Raw genomic sequence first — 20,548 nt, 5'->3', positions numbered from 1 at the left:
CACCCGGCAGCGGCCACCACCGCCTCAGCCCGCCGAACCAGCCGCTCAACACCAGATACCTCCCGCACAAGCAGTCGATCTGTCCCCTGATCCGGTTCTGCCCGCCCCCGGCCGGCCCACGCCCAACCGCTCACGCATTGACACGAATTGATGACGTAGCGCGACACCGGTCCGGGCCGTACGGCGCTACGCCTCCGCCCCCAACTCCCCCTCGACGAGCGTCTCCGTGATCGGCGGACGGTCCCACAGCGCCAGGATCTCGTTGACCAGGGACACCACGGCCCGCAGATCGGCGGGGTAGGCCGGCACGTCGACGGCGGCCGCCGAGAGGGTACGGGGCACCGCGCCCGCGTCGAGCAGTACCCGCCAGTCGTCGGGGCCGATCTCGAGGTACTCCAGGGCGGGGATCCGGGCGATCTCCAGCGGATCGGCCAGCGTCCCCGCGGCGGCGGTGAGGGTGCGCAGCCGGGGCAGCCCCGTCACCGGGGCGAGGCTCAGCGGCGGACCGTCCCGGACCCCGATGGACAGCACCTCCAGCTCGGGCCGGGCGCCCGCCCCGACGCTTCGCAGGCACACGTTGTTGACCCGGGCCACCGCCGGGACCTCGCCCCTGAGGTGCCTCTCCGCCGAGAGCCGCCCCGCCACCAGATCCGTCAGGCTCGCGGCCACGAGGTCGGCACCCAGATACTCCTCATGGCTGATCCGGATGATCTGGCCGAGGTGACCACCGGGGCCGGGCGTCAGATCGACCGCCAGCCGGTCGCCGCCGCCGTTGTCCCCGAAGGCGAGCCAGCCCGGCGAGCCCACCAGCCCCTGGACGGCGGCGCCGGGCGGGGTGACGACCGCCTCCAGCGCCGCGTGCCCCCAGGGCGCCGGGCGCGACGCGGCGTCGGCGATGTAGAGATCGTCCGGCGGGAGCAGCTCGCAGCCCACCGCGCGGGCCTCCCGGCGCGCCGCCTCCGGGTCGTACGGCCGGTCCTCCCACCGCCCCCGGGTGACCCGGTAGAGCGCCTTCAGCTCGGCGGGCAGCTCCACGCCCAGCCGCCGCTCGGCCGCGGCCAGCTCCCCCTCCGTCGCCCCGACGGCCCCGGGCAGCCGCTCCCGCAGCATCCGCCCCAGCTCCCCGGGATCCGCCGAGGGGGCGGGCGCCACCCCCGGCACGGGCGCGGGCAGCCGCCGCCAGGGCTCGGGAACCGCGCCCTCCACCAGCATCAGCGCCCCGGGGCTCGGTCCGCCGATCCCGGGTTCCACGGCGGGGCTCGGCTCCAGCAGCCGCAGCGCCACCGCCCCCGACGGCGCGAACTCCGCCGCGAACGCGACCGAGCCCGTCCCGGCCTCCTCCAGCGCTTCCCGGACGCGCAGAACCGCCTCCACCTCCCGCTCGAAGACCTCCCGCGGCCTCCTCCGGCCCCGCCCCGCCAGGCCGAGGCTCCACCCGCCCCGGCCGATCCGGCCGATCGCGCCGCCCGCCGCCGTGCCGTACCGCTCGACGCGGTCGGCCCTGAGCAGCCGCAGGACGGGCTCCCAGGTCGCGAAGGTGTGTATCGACTGCGCGGAGGTACGGTCATCGATCATGCGCCGACGGTATCCGCCGCCACTGACGCCCGACCCGGCCACGGTCCGCCGACGCCGCCGACCAGCGGGTACACCGTTCGAGTGATTGCATAAACGTGCGAGCCTGCGTATAGTCATGCCATCGGCGAGGAGGCTTTCGATGGTGGTTCGGGTAGCGGTTGCGGGTGCCAGTGGCTATGCGGGCGGGGAATTGCTCCGTCTGCTGCTCGGACACCCCGGGGTCGAGCTGGGTGCTCTCACAGGGCATTCGAACGCCGGGCAGGCGCTGGGCACGGTGCAGCCGCATCTCGTGCCGCTGGCCGGACGGATACTCCAGGAGACGACCGCGGAAGTGCTCGCGGGCCACGACGTCGTCTTCCTCGCCCTGCCGCACGGCCAGTCAGCCGCCGTCGCGGAGCGGCTCGGTGACGAGGCGCTCGTGATCGACATGGGGGCCGATTTCCGGCTGCGGTCCGCCGACGACTGGGAGCGGTTCTACGGCTCCGCGCACGCGGGGACCTGGCCGTACGGGCTGCCCGAGCTGCCCGGTGCCCGGCAGGCGCTGGCCGGGGCCAGGCGGATCGCCGTGCCCGGGTGCTATCCGACCGCGGTCTCCCTCGCCCTCTTCCCGGCGTACGAGGCCGGACTGGTCGAGCCCGAGGCCGTGATCACCGCCGCGTCAGGCACCTCGGGCGCGGGCAAGGCGCCCAAACCGCATCTGCTGGGATCCGAGGTCATGGGCTCCATGAGTCCCTACGGGGTCGGCGGCGGACACCGCCATACCCCCGAGATGATCCAGAATCTGAGCGGGGTCGCCGGGAAGCCCGTCACCGTCTCCTTCACCCCGACCCTCGCGCCCATGGCCCGGGGCATTCTCGCGACATGCTCCGCCCGGGCGGTCGACGGCACGACCGCCGACGACGTCCGGACGGCTTACACCAAGGCATTCGCCGACGAGCCCTTCGTCCACCTCCTGCCCGAGGGGCAGTGGCCCGCGACCGCCTCCGTCTACGGATCCAACGCCGTTCAGATCCAGGTCGCGTACGACGAAGCGGCCCGGCGGGTGATCGCCATCAGCGCCATCGACAACCTCGCCAAGGGCACCGCGGGCGGCGCCGTCCAGAGCATGAACATCGCCCTCGGACTGCCGGAGGAGACCGGTCTCTCCACGATCGGCGTCGCCCCATGAGGAACAGCGCGTCCGCACCCAGGAACACGTCAGCGGCCACCGCCGCCACAGAGGAGACCCAGTGAGTGTCACCGCAGCGCAAGGGTTCACCGCCGCGGGCATCGCGGCAGGAATCAAGGAGAACGGCAACCCCGATCTGGCCCTCGTCGTCAACACCGGCCCCCGGCGCTCCGCCGCCGGTGTCTTCACCGCCAACCGGGTCAAGGCCGCTCCCGTCCTCTGGTCCGAGCAGGTACTGAAGGGCGGCACGGTCGCCGCCGTCGTCCTCAACTCCGGCGGGGCCAACGCCTGCACCGGCCCCAAGGGCTTCCAGGACACCCACGCCACCGCGGAGAAGGTCGCCGAGGTCCTCGGGGAGAGCGCCGGAGAGATCGCGGTCGCCTCCACCGGCCTGATCGGCATCCTGCTGCCGATGGAGAAGCTGCTCGCCGGTATCGCCGCCGCCGCCGCCCGGCTCACCGAAGACGGCGGTGAGAAGGCCGCCATCGCCATCAAGACCACCGACACCGTCCACAAGACCGCCGTCCACCGCGGCGACGGCTGGACCGTCGGCGGAATGGCCAAGGGCGCGGGCATGCTCGCCCCCGGCCTCGCCACCATGCTCGTCGTCCTCACCACCGACGCCGATCTGGACTCCGAAGCCCTGGACCGCGCCCTGCGCGAGTCCACCCGGACCACCTTCGACCGGGTGGACTCCGACGGCTGTATGTCCACCAACGACACCGTGCTGCTGCTCGCCTCCGGCGCCTCGGGCACCACCCCCGGAGAGCAGGAGTTCACTGCCGGGGTCCGGGCCGTCTGCGACGACCTCGCCCGCCAGCTCATCGGCGATGCCGAAGGCGCCTCCAAGGACATCCGGATCGAGGTCGTCGGCGCCGCCACCGAGACCGACGCCGTCGAGGTCGGCCGGTCCATCGCCCGTAACAACCTCCTCAAGTGCGCCATCCACGGCGAAGATCCCAACTGGGGCCGGGTGCTCTCGGCCATCGGCACCACCGGCGCCGTCTTCGACCCCGACCAGCTCAATGTCGCCATCAACGGCATCTGGGTCTGCAAGAACGGCTCTGTCGGCGAAGACCGCGAACTGGTCGATATGCGCTATCGCGAGGTCACCATCACCGCCGATCTCTCCGCCGGCTCCGAGCAAGCCGTGATCTGGACCAACGACCTCACCGCCGACTACGTCCACGAGAACAGCGCCTACAGCTCATGAGCACCCGGAAGCACACCGCGCTCCCCAAGGCCCGCATCCTCATCGAGGCGCTGCCCTGGCTCACCCGGCACAACGGGAAGACCGTCGTCATCAAATTCGGCGGCAACGCCATGGTCGACGAAGACCTCAAGGCCGCCTTCGCCCAGGACGTGGTCTTCCTCCACCGCGCCGGACTCAAGCCCGTCGTCGTCCACGGCGGCGGCCCCCAGATCAGCGCCCAACTCGACAAACACGGCCTCGACAGCGAGTTCAAGGCCGGACTGCGCGTCACCAGCCCCGAAGCCATGGACGTGGTCCGGATGGTCCTCGCGGGCCAGGTCCAGCGGGAACTCGTCGGACTGCTCAATGAACACGGGCCGCTCGCCGTCGGTATCACCGGCGAGGACGCCCACACGATAACCGCCACCAAACACCTGCCGACCATCGACGGAGAACTGGTCGACATCGGCAGGGTCGGCGAGATCAGCGCGATCGACACGGGAGTCGTCGAAGCCCTCCTGGCGAACGGCCGGATCCCCGTCGTCTCGTCGATCGCCCGCGCGGAGGACGACGGACATGTCTACAACGTCAATGCTGATACGGCGGCTGCGGCACTCGCTGCGGCGCTTGGCGCGGAGACGCTGATGGTCCTCACCGACGTCGAGGGGCTCTATGTGGACTGGCCCCACAGCGACGAGGTGATCAGCCGGCTCAGCGCCACCGAACTGGAGAAACTGCTGCCCGACCTCTCCAGTGGCATGGTCCCCAAAATGGAGGGCTGCCTCCACGCCGTCCGCAATGGGGTACAGACCGCGCGCGTCATCGACGGCCGCGTCCCGCACTCCATCCTGCTGGAGATCTTCACCGACGAGGGGATCGGCACCATGGTCCTGCCCGACGGCGTGACCCGGCCGGGTCACGCCACCGAAGGCAAGGCCACCGATGACAAGGGGGATGACGGCGAATGACCGCCAACGAAGAACACGTCCAGCGGTGGCGTGATGTGATGGCCGACAACTACGGCACCCCCGGCCTCGCCCTCAGCCGGGGCCAGGGCGCCACGCTCTACGACCCCGACGGCACCGTCTACACCGACTTCGTCGGCGGTATCGCGGTCAACGCCCTCGGCCACGCCCACCCCGCCGTCGTCGAAGCCGTCACCCGGCAGATCTCCGCCCTCGGCCATATCTCCAACCTCTATATCTCCGAGCCCGCCGTCGCCCTCGCCGAACGGCTGCTCCAGCTCTCCGGCCGCTCCGGACGGGTCTTCTTCTGCAACTCCGGCGCCGAAGCCAATGAAGCCGCCTTCAAAATCGGCCGGCTCACCGGCCGCCGCCATATGGTCGCCACCCGGGGCGGCTTCCACGGCCGCACCATGGGCGCCCTCGCCCTCACCGGCCAGCCCGCCAAGCAGGAACCCTTCCTGCCCCTCCCCGGCGATGTCACCCATGTCCCCTACGGAGACGCCGAAGCGCTACGGGCCGCCGTCACCGAGGAGACCGCCCTGGTGATCATCGAGCCCATTCAGGGCGAGAACGGAGTGGTCACCCCGCCCAAGGGCTATCTGACCGCCGCCCGGGAGATCACCCGCGCCACCGGCACCCTCCTCGTCCTCGACGAGGTCCAGACCGGCATCGGCCGGACCGGCCACTGGTTCGCCGCCCAGGCCGAAGGCGTCGAAGCCGATGTGGTCACCCTCGCCAAAGCCCTCGGCGGCGGACTGCCCCTGGGCGCCGCCCTCGCCTTCGGCCCCGCCGCCGACCTGCTGAAGCCCGGTCAGCACGGCACCACCTTCGGCGGCAACCCCGTCGCCTGCGCCGCCGGACTCGCCGTCCTGGACACCATTGCCGCAGAAGGGCTGCTCGACGAGGTCAAGCGGCTGGGCGAGAAGATCCGCGATACCGTCGAATCGCTGAACCACCCACTGGTCTCCCATGTCCGCGGAGCCGGCCTGCTGCTGGGTATCGTGCTCAACGAGCCCCTCGCATCCCGAGTGCAGCAGGCGGCTCAGCGCGCCGGGTTCCTGATCAACGTCCCCGCCCCCGATGTCGTACGGCTGATGCCGCCACTGAACATCGGAGAGGAGGCGGTGGACGCCCTCCTCCGGGCACTGCCCGGCGTGCTGGACGAGGCGGAAGGACCGAACGGGGAATGAAGACGCGATGACCGAGGCGCGAGACAGAGCCGCACAGGACGCACGCGACGCCCAGGCGGCCGCCATGGCCGGACAGTTGGGCGACGCCGCCGGGCCCGCCGTGCCGCAGACCCGGATGGCCCGCCACCGGCGGATTGTCGACATCCTCAACCGCCAGCCGGTGCGCTCCCAGAGCCAGCTCGCCAAGCTGCTCGCGGACAACGGACTCAGCGTCACCCAGGCCACCCTCTCCCGGGACCTCGACGAACTGGGCGCCGTGAAGATCCGCAACACCGGCGGCGAGCTGATCTACGCCGTGCCCAGTGAAGGCGGTTTCCGGACCCCCCAGGCTCCCCTGGGAGAGTCCGCCAAGGAGGAGCGAATGCGCCGGCTCTCCGCCGAGCTGCTGATCTCCGCCGAGGCATCCGCCAATCTGGTGGTCCTCCGGACACCCCCGGGAGCGGCCCAGTTCCTCGCCTCGGCCATCGACCAGGCCGAACTCCACGACATCCTCGGCACCATCGCCGGGGACGACACACTGATGCTGATCAGCCGCGACCCCACCGGAGGGCAGGCACTCGCCGACCATCTGCTGAGGCTCGCCCAACGGGAACGCTGACCCGCACCGGAGGAAAAGCGGACCGGGGCCCCGGCCGTCCGACGCTCACCCGCGTCCGACGGCCAGGGGCCCCGACTCCGTTCCGATCGCGATATGCGGACTCCGCTCCGGATCCACCCAGGCCAGAATCCGGGCCATGGCGTCCGCCGGAACCGAGACACAGCCCGCCGTCGGCCCCGCCCCGTTCACATGGAGAAAGATCCCGGCGCCCCGGCCCCGCACCGGACGGTCGTAGTTGAATCCCGTCACCAGAGCATGCGCGTACTGCGTGCCGTACTCCACCAGATGCTCCGCCTCCACCGCCCGGCAGTCCGCCGGCAGCCCCTCCACCCAGCGGTTGTACGAGGCCGAGTCATTGTCCTGGCACCACCACGAGCGGTCCGTCACCGGACGGTAGGCGATCGCCGCTCCCACCGGCGCGGCCGCGATGCCGAACGCGTACGGCAGGTCGTAGAGACCGGCCGGGGTGGTCGAGGTGCCCTGGACCCGCTTGCCGCCCGCCACCAGACCGTTCGCCCCGAACCGCGCGGGCGCCGAACCGGCCTCGGCCCACCGGCCGTCCGGGGCGCGCTCCCACCACACCACCCGGCCGGTGGTGGCCCCCGCCTCCGGAGCCACCGCGGTGATCAGCTGGGAGCCACCACCGGTGTCCGCCATCAGCTCCGGCAGCGGCACCTGCGGATCCGGCGCCGTGGCCGAAACCGGCCCCTGGCCCGGACGGGGCGCGGAAACCGCGCCGGCCGGAGGCGCGACCGCCGTCGAGGCGGCCGCGACCAGCGACAGAACGGCGAGCTGGACGAGATGACGGCGCATGGCTCCCGACCGTACGCACCCCCGCCGACCCCCGCCCCCGCTACTGCTCCGTCCGGATCCGCGTCCCCCGTTCGAGGGCATTGACGAACCATGCGGAGCCATGCATACTTATGCCATCACCGAATGCATCGTAAGGAGAACCCCGTGACCGAGCGCGTCGTACTCGCCTATTCGGGCGGTCTGGACACCTCCGTCGCCATCGGCTGGATCGCCGAGGAGACGGGCGCGGAGGTCATCGCCGTCGCCGTGGACGTCGGCCAGGGCGGCGAAGACCTCGACGTCATCCGCAAGCGCGCGCTCGCCTGCGGAGCGGTCGAGGCCGAGGTCGCCGACGCGCGGGACGAGTTCGCCGACGAGTACTGCCTTCCGGCGATCAAGGCCAACGCCCTCTACATGGACCGCTATCCGCTGGTCTCGGCGCTCTCCCGGCCGATCATCGTCAAGCACCTGGTGGCCGCCGCCCGTAAGCACAACGCGGGCATCGTGGCCCATGGCTGCACCGGCAAGGGGAACGACCAGGTGCGGTTCGAGGCCGGGATCACGGCGCTCGGCCCCGACCTCAAGTGCATCGCGCCCGTCCGGGACTACGCCATGACCCGTGACAAGGCGATCGCCTTCTGCGAGGAGAAGCAGCTCCCGATCGCCACCACCAAGAAGTCGCCGTACTCCATCGACCAGAACGTCTTCGGGCGGGCCGTCGAGACCGGCTTCCTGGAGGACATCTGGAACGCGCCGATCGAGGACATCTACGAGTACACCTCCAACCCCGCGGAGCCCCGTGAGGCCGATGAGGTCGTCATCTCCTTCAAGCAGGGTGTCCCGGTCGCCGTCGACGGCAAGCCGGTCACGGTCCTCCAGGCCATCCAGCAGCTCAACGAGCGGGCCGGAGCCCAGGGCATCGGCCGGATCGACATGGTCGAGGACCGGCTGGTCGGTATCAAGTCCCGGGAGGTCTACGAGGCCCCCGGCGCCATCGCCCTGATCACCGCCCACCAGGAGCTGGAGAACGTCACCGTCGAGCGCGAGCTGGCCCGCTACAAGCGGCAGGTCGAGCAGCGCTGGGGCGAGCTGGTCTACGACGGCCTCTGGTTCTCCCCGCTGAAGCGCGCCCTGGACGGCTTTATCAATGAGGCCAATGAGCATGTCACCGGCGACGTCCGGATGACCCTCCACGGCGGCCGGGCCGTGGTCACCGGCCGGAAGTCCGAGGAGTCGCTCTACGACTTCAACCTCGCCACCTATGACTCCGGTGACACCTTCGACCAGTCCAAGGCCCAGGGCTTTATCGATATCTTCAGCCTCTCGGCGAAGATCGCCGCCCGGCGCGATCTGAACGCCTGACCGTAGACGCGGACGCCGACGGCTCGTCCGGGCCGTCGGCTCGCACCGTTCCACCCGGCCCGCCACCCTTGCCACAGAGGTGCGGAGCCCGCCATCCGGCAGAGGAGTATCAGCTGTGAGCAGCAACAACGGTGATGTCCGGCTCTGGGGCGGCCGATTTGCCGACGGCCCGGCCGAGGCGCTGGCCAAGCTCTCCGCCTCCGTCCACTTCGACTGGCGGCTCGCGCCCTATGACATCGCCGGATCCCGCGCCCACGCCCGAGTGCTGCACAAGGCGGGGCTGCTCACCGAAGACGAGCTGACCCGGATGATCGCCGGACTCGACCAGCTCGAAGCGGATGTCGCCGACGGCAGCTTCACCGGGACCGTCGCCGACGAGGACGTCCATACGGCGCTGGAGCGGGGGCTGCTGGAGCGACTCGGCCCCGACCTCGGCGGCAAGCTGCGGGCCGGCCGCTCCCGCAACGACCAGGTGGCCACCCTCTTCCGGATGTACCTCAGGGACCACGCCCGGATCGTCGGCGGCCTGATCGCCGAACTCCAGGACGCCCTGGTCGGCCTCGCCGAGGCCCACCCCGATGTGGCCATGCCGGGCCGGACCCATCTCCAGCACGCCCAGCCGGTGCTCTTCGCCCACCATGTCCTCGCCCATGTGCAATCCCTCTCCCGGGACGCCGAGCGACTGCGGCAGTGGGACGAGCGTACGGCGGTCTCGCCCTACGGCTCCGGTGCGCTGGCGGGCTCCTCCCTCGGGCTCGACCCCGAGGCCGTCGCCGCCGACCTCGGCTTCGAACGGGGCTCCGCCGGAAACTCCATCGACGGCACGGCATCTCGGGACTTCGTCGCCGAATTCGCCTTCATCACGGCGATGATCGGGGTCAATCTCTCCAGAATCGCCGAAGAGATCATCATCTGGAACACCAAGGAATTCTCCTTCGTCACCCTCCATGACGCCTTCTCCACCGGCTCCTCGATCATGCCGCAGAAGAAGAACCCGGACATCGCCGAGCTGGCGCGCGGCAAGTCCGGTCGGCTGATCGGCAATCTCACCGGGCTGATGGCCACCCTCAAGGCGCTGCCCCTGGCCTACAACCGTGATCTGCAGGAGGACAAGGAGCCAGTCTTCGACTCCTGCGACACGCTTGAGGTGCTGCTCCCCGCCTTCACCGGGATGATGGCCACCCTCACCATCCATCGGGAGAGGATGGAGGAGCTGGCGCCCGCCGGATTCTCCCTGGCCACCGATATCGCGGAGTGGCTGGTCCGGCAGGGCGTACCGTTCCGGGTCGCCCATGAGGTGGCGGGGGAGTGCGTCAAGGAGTGCGAGACGCTGGGAATCGAGCTGGATCAGCTCACCGATGAGCAGTTCGCCAAGATCTCCGAGCATCTGACGCCGGAAGTCCGCGATGTGCTCCAGGTCCCCGGCGCACTCGCCTCCCGCAACGGCCGGGGCGGTACCGCGCCCTCCGCCGTCGCCGTACAGCTCGCCGAGGTCAAGGCCGATCTGGCGATCCAGCACGGCTGGGCCACCGCCAAGGACGCATAACACCACCACTCCGGGGCGATGGCACGGACGCCATCGCCCCCGAGGCGCGTATGGCCTGTGATGCGTACAGCAGCAGCCATCGACTACAGCGCCGTCGCCCACTCCGCCAGGGCATCGAAATCAGGTCGGGTCAGCCCGATCCGATGGTCGATCCCGAGCAAGAGGGCGGCGGCCAGATGCCGTTGGGCCACAAACTCCCGGTCCAGCTCCGTGATGTCGTCATCCACCCAGGCGAACGGCCGCCCCGCCGCGAAGTCGAGGATGTACTGCGTCTTCCAGAAGGTGCCGCGCGGTGCCGCCCCGTGCATCACCGGCCAGTCGATGAACGGCAACTCCGGCAGCCCCAGCACCGGCGATATCCAACGGTTCGCCTCCCCCTTCCAGGTCGTCGCCCAGACCAGATCGAAGACCTCCGCCAGCGCCGTCAGCTCTTCGCCGTGCTCCGGGCAGAGCCAGACCCGGAGCGGTTTGCCTCCCGACCAGCCGTCCGGCCGCATCCGATGGGTCGTATAGCCCTCCGGGCGGCGCTCCGGCTTGCCGCCGTAGGGATTGAGCGGGCCGTCGACATCGATCAACAACAGTGGCCTCATCGGCGCATCCTTCCAAAGAACGATCCCCTGGCGTGGGTCATCGGCATATCGAATGAGACATCCGTGTCTCATCTCGGTTAGGTTTGTCTCATGACTGTCGATCGTGAGCAGGTGCTGCGCGCCGCGGCCGCCCTTCTCTCCCGTAAGGGGAGCGCGACCATGGACGAGGTCGCGCGCGCCGCGGGTATCGGGCGGGCCACCCTGCACCGGCATTTCGCCGGACGGGACGCCCTGGTCCGGGCGCTGGAGGAGTACGGGCTCCATGAGCTGGAGACCGCCCTCGACGCCGCCCGGCCGGACGAGGGCGGTGCGGCCGACGCACTGCGCCGGCTGATCGACGAGTCCGAGCGGTGTGCGCCCCTGCTGGCCTTTCTGATCACCGAGAACCAGCTCTTCGAGGGCGAGGTGGTGCACGAGGGCTGGGATCGCGCGGAGCGGCGCATCCTGGCCCTGGTCCAGCGCGGCCAGGACGAGGGCGCCTTCCGGATCGATCTGACCGCGGTCTGGATCACCGAGGCCCTGTTCGGGCTGATCAGCTCGGGCGCCTGGGCCGTCCAGTCGGGGCGGATCGCCGCCAACGACTATTCATTCGTGATCGCCGAGCTGCTGCTCGGCGGTGCCATTCGACGGAGCATGGAGAAATGACCGGTACGACTCGGCTGACGAAGACGGAGGAGGAGGCCGTACGGGCGCCGGGCCGCTGGCTCGCGCTCGCCGTACTGGTACTGGCCGTCCTGCTGGTCGCGGTCGACGCTACCGTGCTGGGGCTGGCGACACCTTACCTGAGTGAGGATCTGCGGCCTTCGGGTACCCAGCTGTTGTGGATCGGCGACGTCTACTCCTTCGTCATCGCCGGTCTGCTGATCACCATGGGCAGCCTCGGTGACCGGATCGGCCGGAAGAAGCTGCTGCTGACGGGTGCGGTGGCGTTCGGCGCCGTCTCCCTGCTCAACGCCTATGCCTCCAGCCCGGAGATGATGATTCTCGCCCGGGCCCTGCTGGGTGTCGCCGGTGCGACCCTGATGCCCTCGACCCTCGCCCTGATCCGGAATCTCTTCCACGACCCCCGGGAGCGGAGCCTCGCGGTCGGTATCTGGGGCGCCGCGGCGTCCGCGGGTGCCGCGCTCGGCCCGCTGGTCGGCGGTGTCCTGCTGGAGCACTACTGGTGGGGTTCCGTCTTTCTGATCAACCTGCCGGTGATGGCGCTGCTGGTGGTCGTCGGGATCAAGCTGCTGCCGGAGTCCCGCAATCCGAATCCGGGCCCCTGGGATCCGATCAGTGTGGTCCTCTCCCTGGTCGGTCTGGTCGCCGTGGTCTATGCGATCAAGGAGCTGGCGGTGCACGGCTTCGCCGCGGGCGCGCTGCTCGCGGGGACGGTCGGGGCCACCGCCCTGGTGTGGTTCGTCCGCCGTCAGCTGACCCTGCCGTCGCCGCTGCTGGACGTCAGGCTCTTCCGCAACCGGGGCTTCTCCGCCGCCGTGGTGGCGGATCTGCTGACCATTCTCGGCCTCTCCGGGCTGGTCTTCTTCCTCTCGCAGTTCCTTCAGCTGGTCCAGGGCCGTTCGCCGCTGGAGGCCGGTCTGATCGAACTGCCCGCGGCCATCGGCGCGGTGGGAGCCGGTCTGCTGGCCGGCTTCGTGGCCCGTCGGTTCTCGGTCCGGGGGACCGTGGCGGGCGGTCTGGCGGCGGTCGGCGCGGGCCTGGCGGGTACGACGGTACTGACCGCGCAGACCGCCGCCCCGGCGATCGGCGTGGCCCTCTTCGTCGGCGGTCTCGGGGCCGGGTTCGCCTTCGCCGTGACCGCGGATCTGATTCTCTCCAGCGTGCCGAAGGAGCAGGCCGGTGCCGCGTCCGCGGTGTCGGAGACGGCGTACGAACTGGGCGCGGCGCTCGGTATCGCCGTACTGGGGTCGATCCTGACCGGGGTGTACCGGGACTTCACCGCTCCGCAGGGGGTGCCCGCCGAAGCGGTGGAGGGGGCCAGGGAGTCCCTGGGCGGTGCGATGGAGGCAACGGCGGCGCTGCCGCAGGAGCAGGGCGCGGCGCTGCTGGAGGCCGCGCGGAGCGCCTTCACGGACGGTTTCCATCTGGCGGGCACGGTCGGTTCGGTGGTGCTCTTCATCACGGCCGTCGCGGCCTGGTTCCTGCTGCGGGGCCAGCGTCTGGAAGACGGTGTCGAGCACCCGTGACGGCATGACGGCATGACGGCGTGACGATACGAGGAGGGCCGGGACCCCGGGGTCCCGGCCCTCGCCGTATCCCGTATCGGCGGTTCAGGCGGCCTTCTTCGCCTTCGTGGCGTAGATGTCGACGTACTCCTGGCCGGAGAGCGCCATCACCTCGGCCATCACCGAGTCGGTGACGGCCCGCAGGACGTAGCGGTCCCGGTCCATGCCCTCGTAGCGGGAGAACTCCATCGCCGAGCCGAAGCGGACGGTCACCCGGCCGGGCCTGGGCAGTCCGGCGCCGCCGGGCTGGAGCTTGTCGGTCCCGATGATCGCGAAGGGGACGACCGGGGCGCCGGTCATCAGGGTCAGCCGGGCGATCCCGGGCCGTCCCCGGTAGAGACGGCCGTCGGGGGAGCGGGTGCCCTCGGGGTAGATACCGAAGACCTTGCCCTGTTCGAGCAGCCTGCGGCCGGTGTTGAGGGCGGCGACCCCGCCGTTGGCGCCGTCCCGGTCGACGGGGACCATGCCGACGCCGGTGAAGAACCACGCCATCAGCCGACCCTTGACACCCTTTCCGGTGACGTACTCGTCCTTGCCGATGAAGTAGACCGGCCGGGAGCAGACCAGCGGCAGCACCATCGAGTCGATGAAGGTCAGATGGTTTCCGGCCAGAATGACCGGGCCGGATCCGGGGATGTTGTCGGCGCCTTCCACACGCGGCCGGAACATCAGGCGCAGGAACGGTCCGAGGACGGCCTTGATGAGCGACAAGCGGGACAACGGGTCCTCCGGCGGTGACCTTGTTCGGTGTCGGATCTGGGGCGGTACGGGTCGGGCGGTGGTTCGGCGCGCGGTCGGAACGGGTGGTTCCGGTGCCGGGGCGGTGGTTTCCGCCGACCCGGTCGCGCCGCGGCGCCGGGTTCGGCGCGGTCCGCGCAGGTGAGGACGATACTCGCGGCGCGGCCCCCGCCGCACGTCGGGTTCACGGACTCGACACGGGCCGATACACCCCGTTGACAGGTGTTCGGCCGCTGTTCGCCGGGGATCCTCCGCCCGGACGGGCCCGGTCCCTAGCGTCGGGCCGCCGGAGAGAGCCGGTGAGCAGTCGGAACGCGGCGGATGACAGTGGATGACAAGGGAGGACTGCCGATGACATCGAGGCCGGAGAAAGTGGAGACCCGCCCCGGACGGCGTACGGTCCTGGGCGCGGCGGCCATCGGCGCCGCGGCGGCCGGGGCGGGCGGTACGGCCGCCCCGGCGCGGGCGGCTGCCGGCGGGGCCGCGCGCGGCCCCGGCGGGCAGGGCCGCGGCCGGGGCGGCGGGGGCGGCTACCGGGCCCTGCCGTACCCCACGGTGATCGCCCACCGGGGCGCCAGCGGCTATCGGCCCGAGCACACGATCGGCGCCTATCAGCTCGCCCTCGACCTGGGGGCGCATGTGATCGAGCAGGATCTGGTGCCGACCCGGGACGGCCATCTCGTCTGCCGGCACGAGAACGACATCACCGGCACCACGGACGTCGCCGACCACCCCCGGTTCGCCGCCCGGCGGACCACCAAGACCATCGACGGCACCACCGTCACGGGCTGGTTCACCGAGGACTTCACCCTGGCCGAACTGCGGACGCTGCGCGCCACCGAGCGGATTCCGGGCGTCCGCCCCGACAACACGCTGTACGACGGCCGCTGGCGGGTGCCGACCTTCGAGGAGGTGCTCCAGTGGGCCGAGCGGGAGGGCCGCCGCCGGGGCCGCCCGGTCTGGCTGCATGCCGAGACCAAGCACCCGACGTACTTCCGGAAGCTCGGTCTCGGCCCGGAGGAGCCGCTGGCCCGGCTGCTGCGCCGGTACGGGCGGGACCGCCGGGACTCGCCGGTCTTCCTCCAGTCCTTCGAGCCGGGCAGTATGCGGCGGCTGGCCGAACTGGTCGACGCGCCCCGGGTGGTGCTGCTCTCCGGGGCCTCGACCCGGCCGTGGGACTTCGTGGAGGCCGGTGACCCCCGGACGGTGGCCGATCTGATCACCCCGGCGGGGCTGCGCTGGATCGCCTCGTACGCCCAGGGCATCGGCCCGACGCTGGATCTGGTCATTCCGAAGGGTCCGGACGGGCGGCTCGGCACTCCGACCGGTCTGGTCCGGGACGCGCACCGGCAGGGCCTGATCCTGCACCCGTACACCCTGCGCAACGAGAACACCTTCCTCCCCGCCGACTTCCGGCGGGACCGTGACGGTGTCCCGGGGGCCGGGCCGAACGGGTACGGGGATGTGTTCGGCGCCTACCGCGCCTACTTCGCCACCGGGATCGACGGCATCTTCACCGACCATCCGGACACGGGCCTGCTGGCCGCGGCGGACGTCCGCCGGGACTGACGGGCGGCGCGACTGGCGGGCTGCGGGTCCCGGGACCGGCCGCCCGGCAGGGGAGGGACCACCGGAAGCGGCGGGGCGCCGGCCGGGGCGTGGGGGACGGGCGCCGGTACGGTGCCCCGTACGAGTGAAGCCGCCGCCGTCCGGCAACGCGACCGGGCGGCGGCGCGTTGCGCCGGGCATGACACCACCGACTTCGGAACCGACCGGGGAACCGGCTCCGGACGGCTTCCGGCGGCCGAGGCACGAGACCGGGTACGACGCCGGGCGGGCGGCGGTCGGAGCCCTGGGACCGCTGCTGGCGGCGGAGGCCGGTGCCGAGGCGCCCGGCGCGGCCGTCGACCCCGGGGATCTGGAACAGGCGGTCTGGGTGCGGCTGTTCGAGCGGCTGGCGGGTACCGGGCCGCCCGGCGACCCGGTGGGCTGGGTGCGGGCCGCGGTCCGGGCCGAGGTCCGGCGGGTCCGGCGGCGCGCCGTCCGGGAGCGGGCGCTCACCGCCGACCGGGCGGCCGATCCGGCGGAGGGTACGGAGTCGGCGGCGCTGCGGGCGCTGACGGCCGGGGCGGTCCGGGCGGCGGTAGCCCGTACTCCGGGTGACTGTCCACGGCTGCTTTCTGCGATGTTGTCATCGCAAGACCCCACATACCGTGAAATCGCAGGAGAGTTGAATATCTCACAGGGCAGTCTAGGGCCGAAGCGTTCCCGATGCCTGGGATGTCTGCGCAGAATGCTCGCGGCGGAGGTTGCGTCTCCTGAACATGGGGGAATGGAGCGTTAAACGGCCCCGTCGGACAACCCCGGGGAAAAGGTGAGCGGGAGGCATGCGCGCATGGGCATGAGCGTGACCATCTCAGCGGCGACGGCGCCGGACGCGGAGCAGATCCTCAAGCTCCAGTACCTCTGCTACCAGTCCGAGGCGGAGCTGTACGGCGACTACGCCATCGAACCGCTCACCCAGTCGCTGGACGCCCTGCGCGCCGAGATCGCCGAGGGGCACGCGCTGGTCGCGAGGCTCGGCGACGAGGTGGTGGCATCGGTACGCGGCCGGATCGACGACGCGGGTACGGCGCTGATCGCCAAGCTGATCGTCCATCCGAGGATGCGGCGGCACGGTCTGGGCGGACGGCTGCTGGCGGCGATCGAGGCGCATTTCGCGGGGGAGCCCGCGGCGCGGAAGTACCAGCTCTTCACCGGGCACCGGAGCGAGGGCAATCTGGCGCTCTACCGCAGCCACGGCTATGTGCCGGTGGCCCGCGAGGAGATCGGCCCCCGGCTCACCCTGGTGCGGCTGGAGAAGGAGGCCGCGGCGGGGGCGTTCGTCACCAGCGCCTGACGGCCGGTCCGCGCGTGACGTCCCCGGCCCGGCCCGTCGTGTCCGGGCCCCGGGGATGCCGTCCGGCGGTGGTACGTGCCGCCGGACGGATCACGGCCCTTCGCCGTGCCCGCCGGAGGCCGTACGCGCCCTCAGACGGCGGAGGCCGCGGCCGGTGCGGGGGTCCGCGAACGGCGCAGCCACAGCAGGCCGGTGACCGGCAGCAGGACGGGCAGGAAGACATAGCCCCAGCCGTACCCCGACCAGACCGTGGAGTCCGGGAAGGCGGACGGGTCCACCAGCGTCCAGGTGCCGACGATCAGTACGCCCGCCAGCTCGGCCGCGCAGCAGACCAGTCCGGCCTTGCGGGCCGTCTCGCCGCCCCGGACGAGGGTGTAGGTGATGAAGACGTAGACGACGGCGGCGAAGGCCGACAGGCCGTGGGCCAGCGGGGCCTCGTCGAAGTCGGTGACGATGTGCAGCACGGAGCGGGAGACCGCGCCGACGGACATCACGCCGTAGAGCCAGACCAGCAGCAGTCCGGGACCCCGGACGAGCCGGGTGTCGGCCGGGGCCGTCGCCGGGCCGGGGGCGGTGCCCGGTGCGGTGCCGGTCGCCGCGTCGGCCCGGTCCGCGATGGGCTCGGTCATCGTCAGCCTCCCCAGATGTCGTAGAGCCGGACCTCGAGCACCGCGAGGACGACCGCTCCGGCCGCTACGGTCGCCGAACCCCAGCGGGTCCGCTCGGCCAGTGACAGCACGCCCGCCGACGGCACGGTCGCGAAGGCGCCGATCAGATACGCGACGAAGATCGTGGTGCCCCGGCCCGCGTCGTCCCCGCCCGCCAGCCGGACGATTCCCACCACCAGCTGCGCCAGGGCCAGCAGCGTCACCACGGCCATCCCGATGAAGTGCCAGTCCTTCGTGGGCTGGTCCCGGTAGGCGGCGTAACCGCACCAGGCGGCGAGGGCGAGTGCGGTGACGGAGATCGCGACCGTGAGGGCGTCGAGCATGGCCCCGAGCGTATTACGGCGGGCGGGGCCCGCGGCGGGCGCCCCCGGGCCCGTACCGTCCCGGTTCCGCCCCCGGGCCCGCGTCGCGAGGCCGCCGCTCCCGTACCGCGCCGCCTCCGGTCCCGTCCCGTCCCGCCGTCGTACCGGCCGCATTCCGATCGTGTCCTTGGCCACAGGATCCGGCCGCGAGGGCCCGCCCCGGCCGGGTCGCCGGGATCCGTGCCCCTTGGTGTTGTCGCAGGTCAGTGCCGGATTCGGGGGTCCGGCCGGGAGGTGCGGGTGTCCGACGGGAAAGAAACGGATGTCCGCTATTCGGACGGAGGGGTTGTTCCCGGAAGGGGGTCTGGTTTACTTACCGCCATGACCACGACGAGCTACCGCAGCCCTGCGACCGAGGCGGACACCACGCCCGGTGCTCGTTGTCTGTGTCGAATGTGCGCCTTCTGAGGGCCCCCGACCGTACCTCGCGCCCCGAAGTGAGAGACCGCGCAGCCGACGGTGTCCGCACCAACGGACCGAAGCTGCCCCGCGCACCCCGCGACCACCACCGTGCCACCGCCGCCCCCTGCCCGGGTCACCGACCCGGGAGACCGGGACGGGCCGGAGTGCGGCCGGACGCGGCGGCGCCCTGAGGAACGGCCACCGCACCGCACCGGTTCGCGGTGGACCGACCCGGTCCGACGGATCGACGACGAAATCCCGTGCCCGGCGACGACCTTGCCGCGCACTCGACAGTGACGGACGAACCCAGTGATCACCACAACGGGCCTGACCAAGGTCTACCGCTCGCGAGGACGCGAGATCACCGCCCTGGACGGCGTCGATCTCCACGTCCGGGAGGGCGAGGTCTACGGCGTCATCGGCCAGAGCGGCGCGGGCAAGTCGTCCCTCATCCGCTGCGTCAATCTGCTGGAGCGCCCCACCTCCGGCACCGTGACCGTGGACGGGACGGAGCTGACGGCGCTGGCCGGCCGGGGCCCCCGCGCCGGACGCGAGCTGCGCGCCGCCCGCAGCCGGATCGGCATGGTCTTCCAGCACTTCAACCTGCTCTCGTCGCGGACCGTGCGGAGCAATGTCGAACTGCCGCTGGAGATCCTCGGACTCTCCGGCCGGGAGCGCGAGCGCAAGGCGCTGGAACTCCTCGACCTGGTCGGCCTCGCCGACAAGGCCCGCTCCTACCCCGGCCAGCTCTCCGGCGGCCAGAAGCAGCGGGTCGGAATCGCCCGCGCTCTGGCCGGCGACCCCAAGGTGCTCCTCTCCGACGAGGCCACCAGCGCCCTCGACCCGGAGACCACCCGCTCGATCCTCCAGCTGCTGCGCGATCTCAACCAGCGGCTCGGACTGACGGTGCTGCTGATCACCCATGAGATGGACGTGGTGAAGTCGGTCTGCGACTCGGCGGCGCTGATGGAGCGCGGCCGGATCGTCGAATCGGGCACCGTGAGCGAGCTGCTGGCCACTCCCGGCTCGCAGCTGGCGGCGGCGCTCTTCCCGGTCAGCGGCCGGGCCTCCGGCGACGACCGGACGGTCGTCGACGTCACCTTCCACGGGGACGCGGCCACCCGGCCGGTGATCTCGCAGCTCTCGCGGACGTACAACATCGACATCTCGATCCTCGGCGCCGCCATGGACACCGTGGGCGGCAAGCAGGCCGGCCGGATGCGGATCGAGCTGCCCGGCCGGTACGAGGAGAACGTGGTCCCCATCGGCTTCCTGCGCGAACAGGGCCTCCAGGTCGACGCCGCGGACGACCCCGCGCCGGCCGCCACGGCAGCCGTGCCCGCGCCCGCCGCGGGCCCCGATTCAGCCGTCGCGTCCGAAGTGTCCGCCTCCGGTCCGAACCTGGTGAAGGACGGTGCCCAGTGACCTGGTCCGAGATGCAGCCGCTGCTGGAGCAGGCGAGCTGGGACACGCTCTACATGGTCGGCTGGTCCGCCCTGATCGCCGTGGTCGCCGGACTGCCGCTGGGCATCCTCCTCGTCCTCACGGACAAGGGCGGCCTGCTGGCCAATACGGTGGTCAACAAGGTGGTCGGCCAGATCGTCAACGTCACCCGCTCGATGCCGTTCATCATCCTGCTGGTCGCCCTGATGCCCTTCACCCGGGCGATCACCGGCACCACCATCGGCCGTGAGGGCGCGATCGTCCCGCTGGCGATCGGTGCCATCCCGTTCTTCGCCCGGCTGGTGGAGACCTCGGTCCGCGAGGTCGACGGCGGGCTGGTGGAGGCCGTGCAGTCGATGGGCGGCGGCACCTGGACCGTGGTCCGCAAGGTCCTCGTACCCGAGTCGCTGCCGTCCCTGATCGCCGGGGCCACCACCACGGTCGTCGCCCTGATCGGCTACTCGGCCATGGCCGGAACGGTCGGCGCGGGCGGACTCGGCGATATCGCCATCCGCTACGGCTATCAGCGCTTCGACCCCCAGATGATGTGGATCACGGTGGCCGTGCTGGCCGTCGCCATCGCCGCCCTCCAGTTCGCCGGGGACTACGCGGCCCGCAGCCTGCACCGGCGCGGGCGCGGCGGCCCCGCCCCCCGGCTGCGGCTGCTGAGGTCCGGCCGGACCGCCGACGCACTGGCGGTCGGGAACACCACGGCCGCGCTCGACGCCACCGGCGCCGCCGCCGCGACCGCCCCCGCCCGCCCCCTGAAGGCCGACTGACCCTACGCCCGCGCGCGCCGCCCGGCCGGGCCGCCCAGCCCCCCCCGGCTA

20 protein-coding genes are annotated in these 20,548 nt (G+C 71.5%); 14 read left to right on the top strand and 6 right to left on the bottom strand.

The window, feature by feature from the left end; all coding sequences use genetic code 11:
• Positions 1-186 precede the first annotated feature (186 nt).
• On the bottom strand, positions 187-1,575 hold the full coding sequence (locus ABZ714_RS31315) for an SMI1/KNR4 family protein (RefSeq protein WP_358828731.1): 1,389 nt from the start codon (positions 1,573-1,575) through the stop codon (positions 187-189).
• A 139-nt stretch (positions 1,576-1,714) separates the two neighbouring features.
• On the opposite strand from ABZ714_RS31315, the gene argC reads away from it, so the two are divergent.
• The 5 genes from argC (at position 1,715) to ABZ714_RS31290 (ending at position 6,688) form a co-directional block, all read left to right on the top strand.
• The gene (gene argC, locus ABZ714_RS31310; protein ID WP_358828730.1) at positions 1,715-2,743 is read left to right on the top strand and encodes an N-acetyl-gamma-glutamyl-phosphate reductase; all 1,029 of its coding nucleotides are present in this window, start codon (positions 1,715-1,717) and stop codon (positions 2,741-2,743) included.
• Between the two features lie 61 nt (positions 2,744-2,804).
• Complete coding sequence (gene argJ, locus ABZ714_RS31305; RefSeq protein WP_358828729.1) at positions 2,805-3,956, top strand: bifunctional glutamate N-acetyltransferase/amino-acid acetyltransferase ArgJ; 1,152 nt, start codon at positions 2,805-2,807, stop codon at positions 3,954-3,956.
• Positions 3,953-4,903: an acetylglutamate kinase gene (argB, locus tag ABZ714_RS31300; RefSeq protein ID WP_358828728.1), complete on the top strand. Its 951-nt coding sequence runs from the start codon at positions 3,953-3,955 to the stop codon at positions 4,901-4,903. The genes argJ and argB overlap by 4 nt, the downstream gene beginning before the upstream one ends.
• Entirely contained in the window at positions 4,900-6,090 is a 1,191-nt protein-coding gene (locus ABZ714_RS31295; RefSeq protein WP_358828727.1) for an acetylornithine transaminase, read from the top strand. The genes argB and ABZ714_RS31295 overlap by 4 nt, the downstream gene beginning before the upstream one ends.
• 64 nt (positions 6,091-6,154) lie before the next feature.
• Positions 6,155-6,688, top strand: coding sequence for an arginine repressor (locus tag ABZ714_RS31290; protein ID WP_358828744.1), 534 nt, complete (start codon positions 6,155-6,157; stop codon positions 6,686-6,688).
• Between the two features lie 45 nt (positions 6,689-6,733).
• Here ABZ714_RS31290 and ABZ714_RS31285 read toward each other — a convergent pair whose 3' ends face one another.
• Complete coding sequence (locus ABZ714_RS31285) at positions 6,734-7,501, bottom strand: L,D-transpeptidase family protein (protein WP_358828726.1); 768 nt, start codon at positions 7,499-7,501, stop codon at positions 6,734-6,736.
• Positions 7,502-7,645: 144 nt separating this feature from the next.
• Between ABZ714_RS31285 and ABZ714_RS31280 the strand changes: the two genes are divergently transcribed.
• Together ABZ714_RS31280 and argH are read left to right on the top strand one after the other, a co-directional pair.
• Positions 7,646-8,842: an argininosuccinate synthase gene (locus ABZ714_RS31280; RefSeq protein ID WP_358828725.1), complete on the top strand. Its 1,197-nt coding sequence runs from the start codon at positions 7,646-7,648 to the stop codon at positions 8,840-8,842.
• Between the two features lie 115 nt (positions 8,843-8,957).
• Positions 8,958-10,388, top strand: coding sequence for an argininosuccinate lyase (argH, locus tag ABZ714_RS31275; protein WP_358828724.1), 1,431 nt, complete (start codon positions 8,958-8,960; stop codon positions 10,386-10,388).
• 83 nt (positions 10,389-10,471) lie between these two features.
• Here argH and ABZ714_RS31270 read toward each other — a convergent pair whose 3' ends face one another.
• Entirely contained in the window at positions 10,472-10,978 is a 507-nt protein-coding gene (locus ABZ714_RS31270; RefSeq protein ID WP_358828723.1) for an HAD domain-containing protein, read from the bottom strand.
• A 90-nt stretch (positions 10,979-11,068) separates the two neighbouring features.
• On the opposite strand from ABZ714_RS31270, the gene ABZ714_RS31265 reads away from it, so the two are divergent.
• Together ABZ714_RS31265 and ABZ714_RS31260 are read left to right on the top strand one after the other, a co-directional pair.
• The gene (locus ABZ714_RS31265) at positions 11,069-11,623 is read left to right on the top strand and encodes a helix-turn-helix domain-containing protein (protein WP_358828722.1); all 555 of its coding nucleotides are present in this window, start codon (positions 11,069-11,071) and stop codon (positions 11,621-11,623) included.
• Positions 11,620-13,167 (top strand): MFS transporter, encoded by a 1,548-nt coding sequence (locus tag ABZ714_RS31260; protein ID WP_358828721.1) that lies wholly within the window; start codon positions 11,620-11,622, stop codon positions 13,165-13,167. Before ABZ714_RS31265 ends, ABZ714_RS31260 begins: the two co-directional genes overlap by 4 nt.
• 84 nt (positions 13,168-13,251) lie before the next feature.
• Here the strand turns inward: ABZ714_RS31260 and ABZ714_RS31255 are convergent, their stop codons facing one another.
• A complete protein-coding gene (locus tag ABZ714_RS31255; protein ID WP_358828743.1) occupies positions 13,252-13,962 on the bottom strand; it encodes a lysophospholipid acyltransferase family protein in 711 nt (236 codons plus the stop codon).
• A 333-nt stretch (positions 13,963-14,295) separates the two neighbouring features.
• On the opposite strand from ABZ714_RS31255, the gene ABZ714_RS31250 reads away from it, so the two are divergent.
• From ABZ714_RS31250 to ABZ714_RS31240, 3 genes are all read left to right on the top strand, one after another.
• Entirely contained in the window at positions 14,296-15,513 is a 1,218-nt protein-coding gene (locus ABZ714_RS31250) for a glycerophosphodiester phosphodiesterase (RefSeq protein WP_358828720.1), read from the top strand.
• A 178-nt stretch (positions 15,514-15,691) separates the two neighbouring features.
• Positions 15,692-16,288, top strand: coding sequence for a sigma-70 family RNA polymerase sigma factor (locus tag ABZ714_RS31245; protein WP_358828719.1), 597 nt, complete (start codon positions 15,692-15,694; stop codon positions 16,286-16,288).
• A gap of 51 nt (positions 16,289-16,339) precedes the next feature.
• Positions 16,340-16,843 (top strand): GNAT family N-acetyltransferase, encoded by a 504-nt coding sequence (locus tag ABZ714_RS31240; RefSeq protein ID WP_358828718.1) that lies wholly within the window; start codon positions 16,340-16,342, stop codon positions 16,841-16,843.
• 131 nt (positions 16,844-16,974) lie between these two features.
• On the opposite strand, the gene ABZ714_RS31235 is transcribed toward ABZ714_RS31240, so the two are convergent.
• Together ABZ714_RS31235 and ABZ714_RS31230 are read right to left on the bottom strand one after the other, a co-directional pair.
• Entirely contained in the window at positions 16,975-17,472 is a 498-nt protein-coding gene (locus ABZ714_RS31235; protein ID WP_358828717.1) for a hypothetical protein, read from the bottom strand.
• Positions 17,473-17,474: 2 nt separating this feature from the next.
• Positions 17,475-17,834: a hypothetical protein gene (locus tag ABZ714_RS31230; protein WP_358828716.1), complete on the bottom strand. Its 360-nt coding sequence runs from the start codon at positions 17,832-17,834 to the stop codon at positions 17,475-17,477.
• Positions 17,835-18,584: 750 nt separating this feature from the next.
• Between ABZ714_RS31230 and ABZ714_RS31225 the strand changes: the two genes are divergently transcribed.
• Both ABZ714_RS31225 and ABZ714_RS31220 read left to right on the top strand, forming a co-directional pair.
• Positions 18,585-19,700 carry an ATP-binding cassette domain-containing protein gene (locus ABZ714_RS31225; protein WP_358828715.1) on the top strand — a complete coding sequence of 372 codons (1,116 nt, stop codon included), beginning with the start codon at positions 18,585-18,587 and terminating at the stop codon, positions 19,698-19,700.
• Positions 19,697-20,497: a methionine ABC transporter permease gene (locus ABZ714_RS31220; RefSeq protein ID WP_358828714.1), complete on the top strand. Its 801-nt coding sequence runs from the start codon at positions 19,697-19,699 to the stop codon at positions 20,495-20,497. The genes ABZ714_RS31225 and ABZ714_RS31220 overlap by 4 nt, the downstream gene beginning before the upstream one ends.
• Positions 20,498-20,548: the final 51 nt, after the last annotated feature.

The organism is Streptomyces sp. NPDC006798 (assembly GCF_040635975.1).
Classification (GTDB): domain Bacteria; phylum Actinomycetota; class Actinomycetes; order Streptomycetales; family Streptomycetaceae; genus Streptomyces.
Note: the sequence above shows the minus strand (reverse complement) of the source record. Positions and strands in the feature narration are given on the sequence as shown.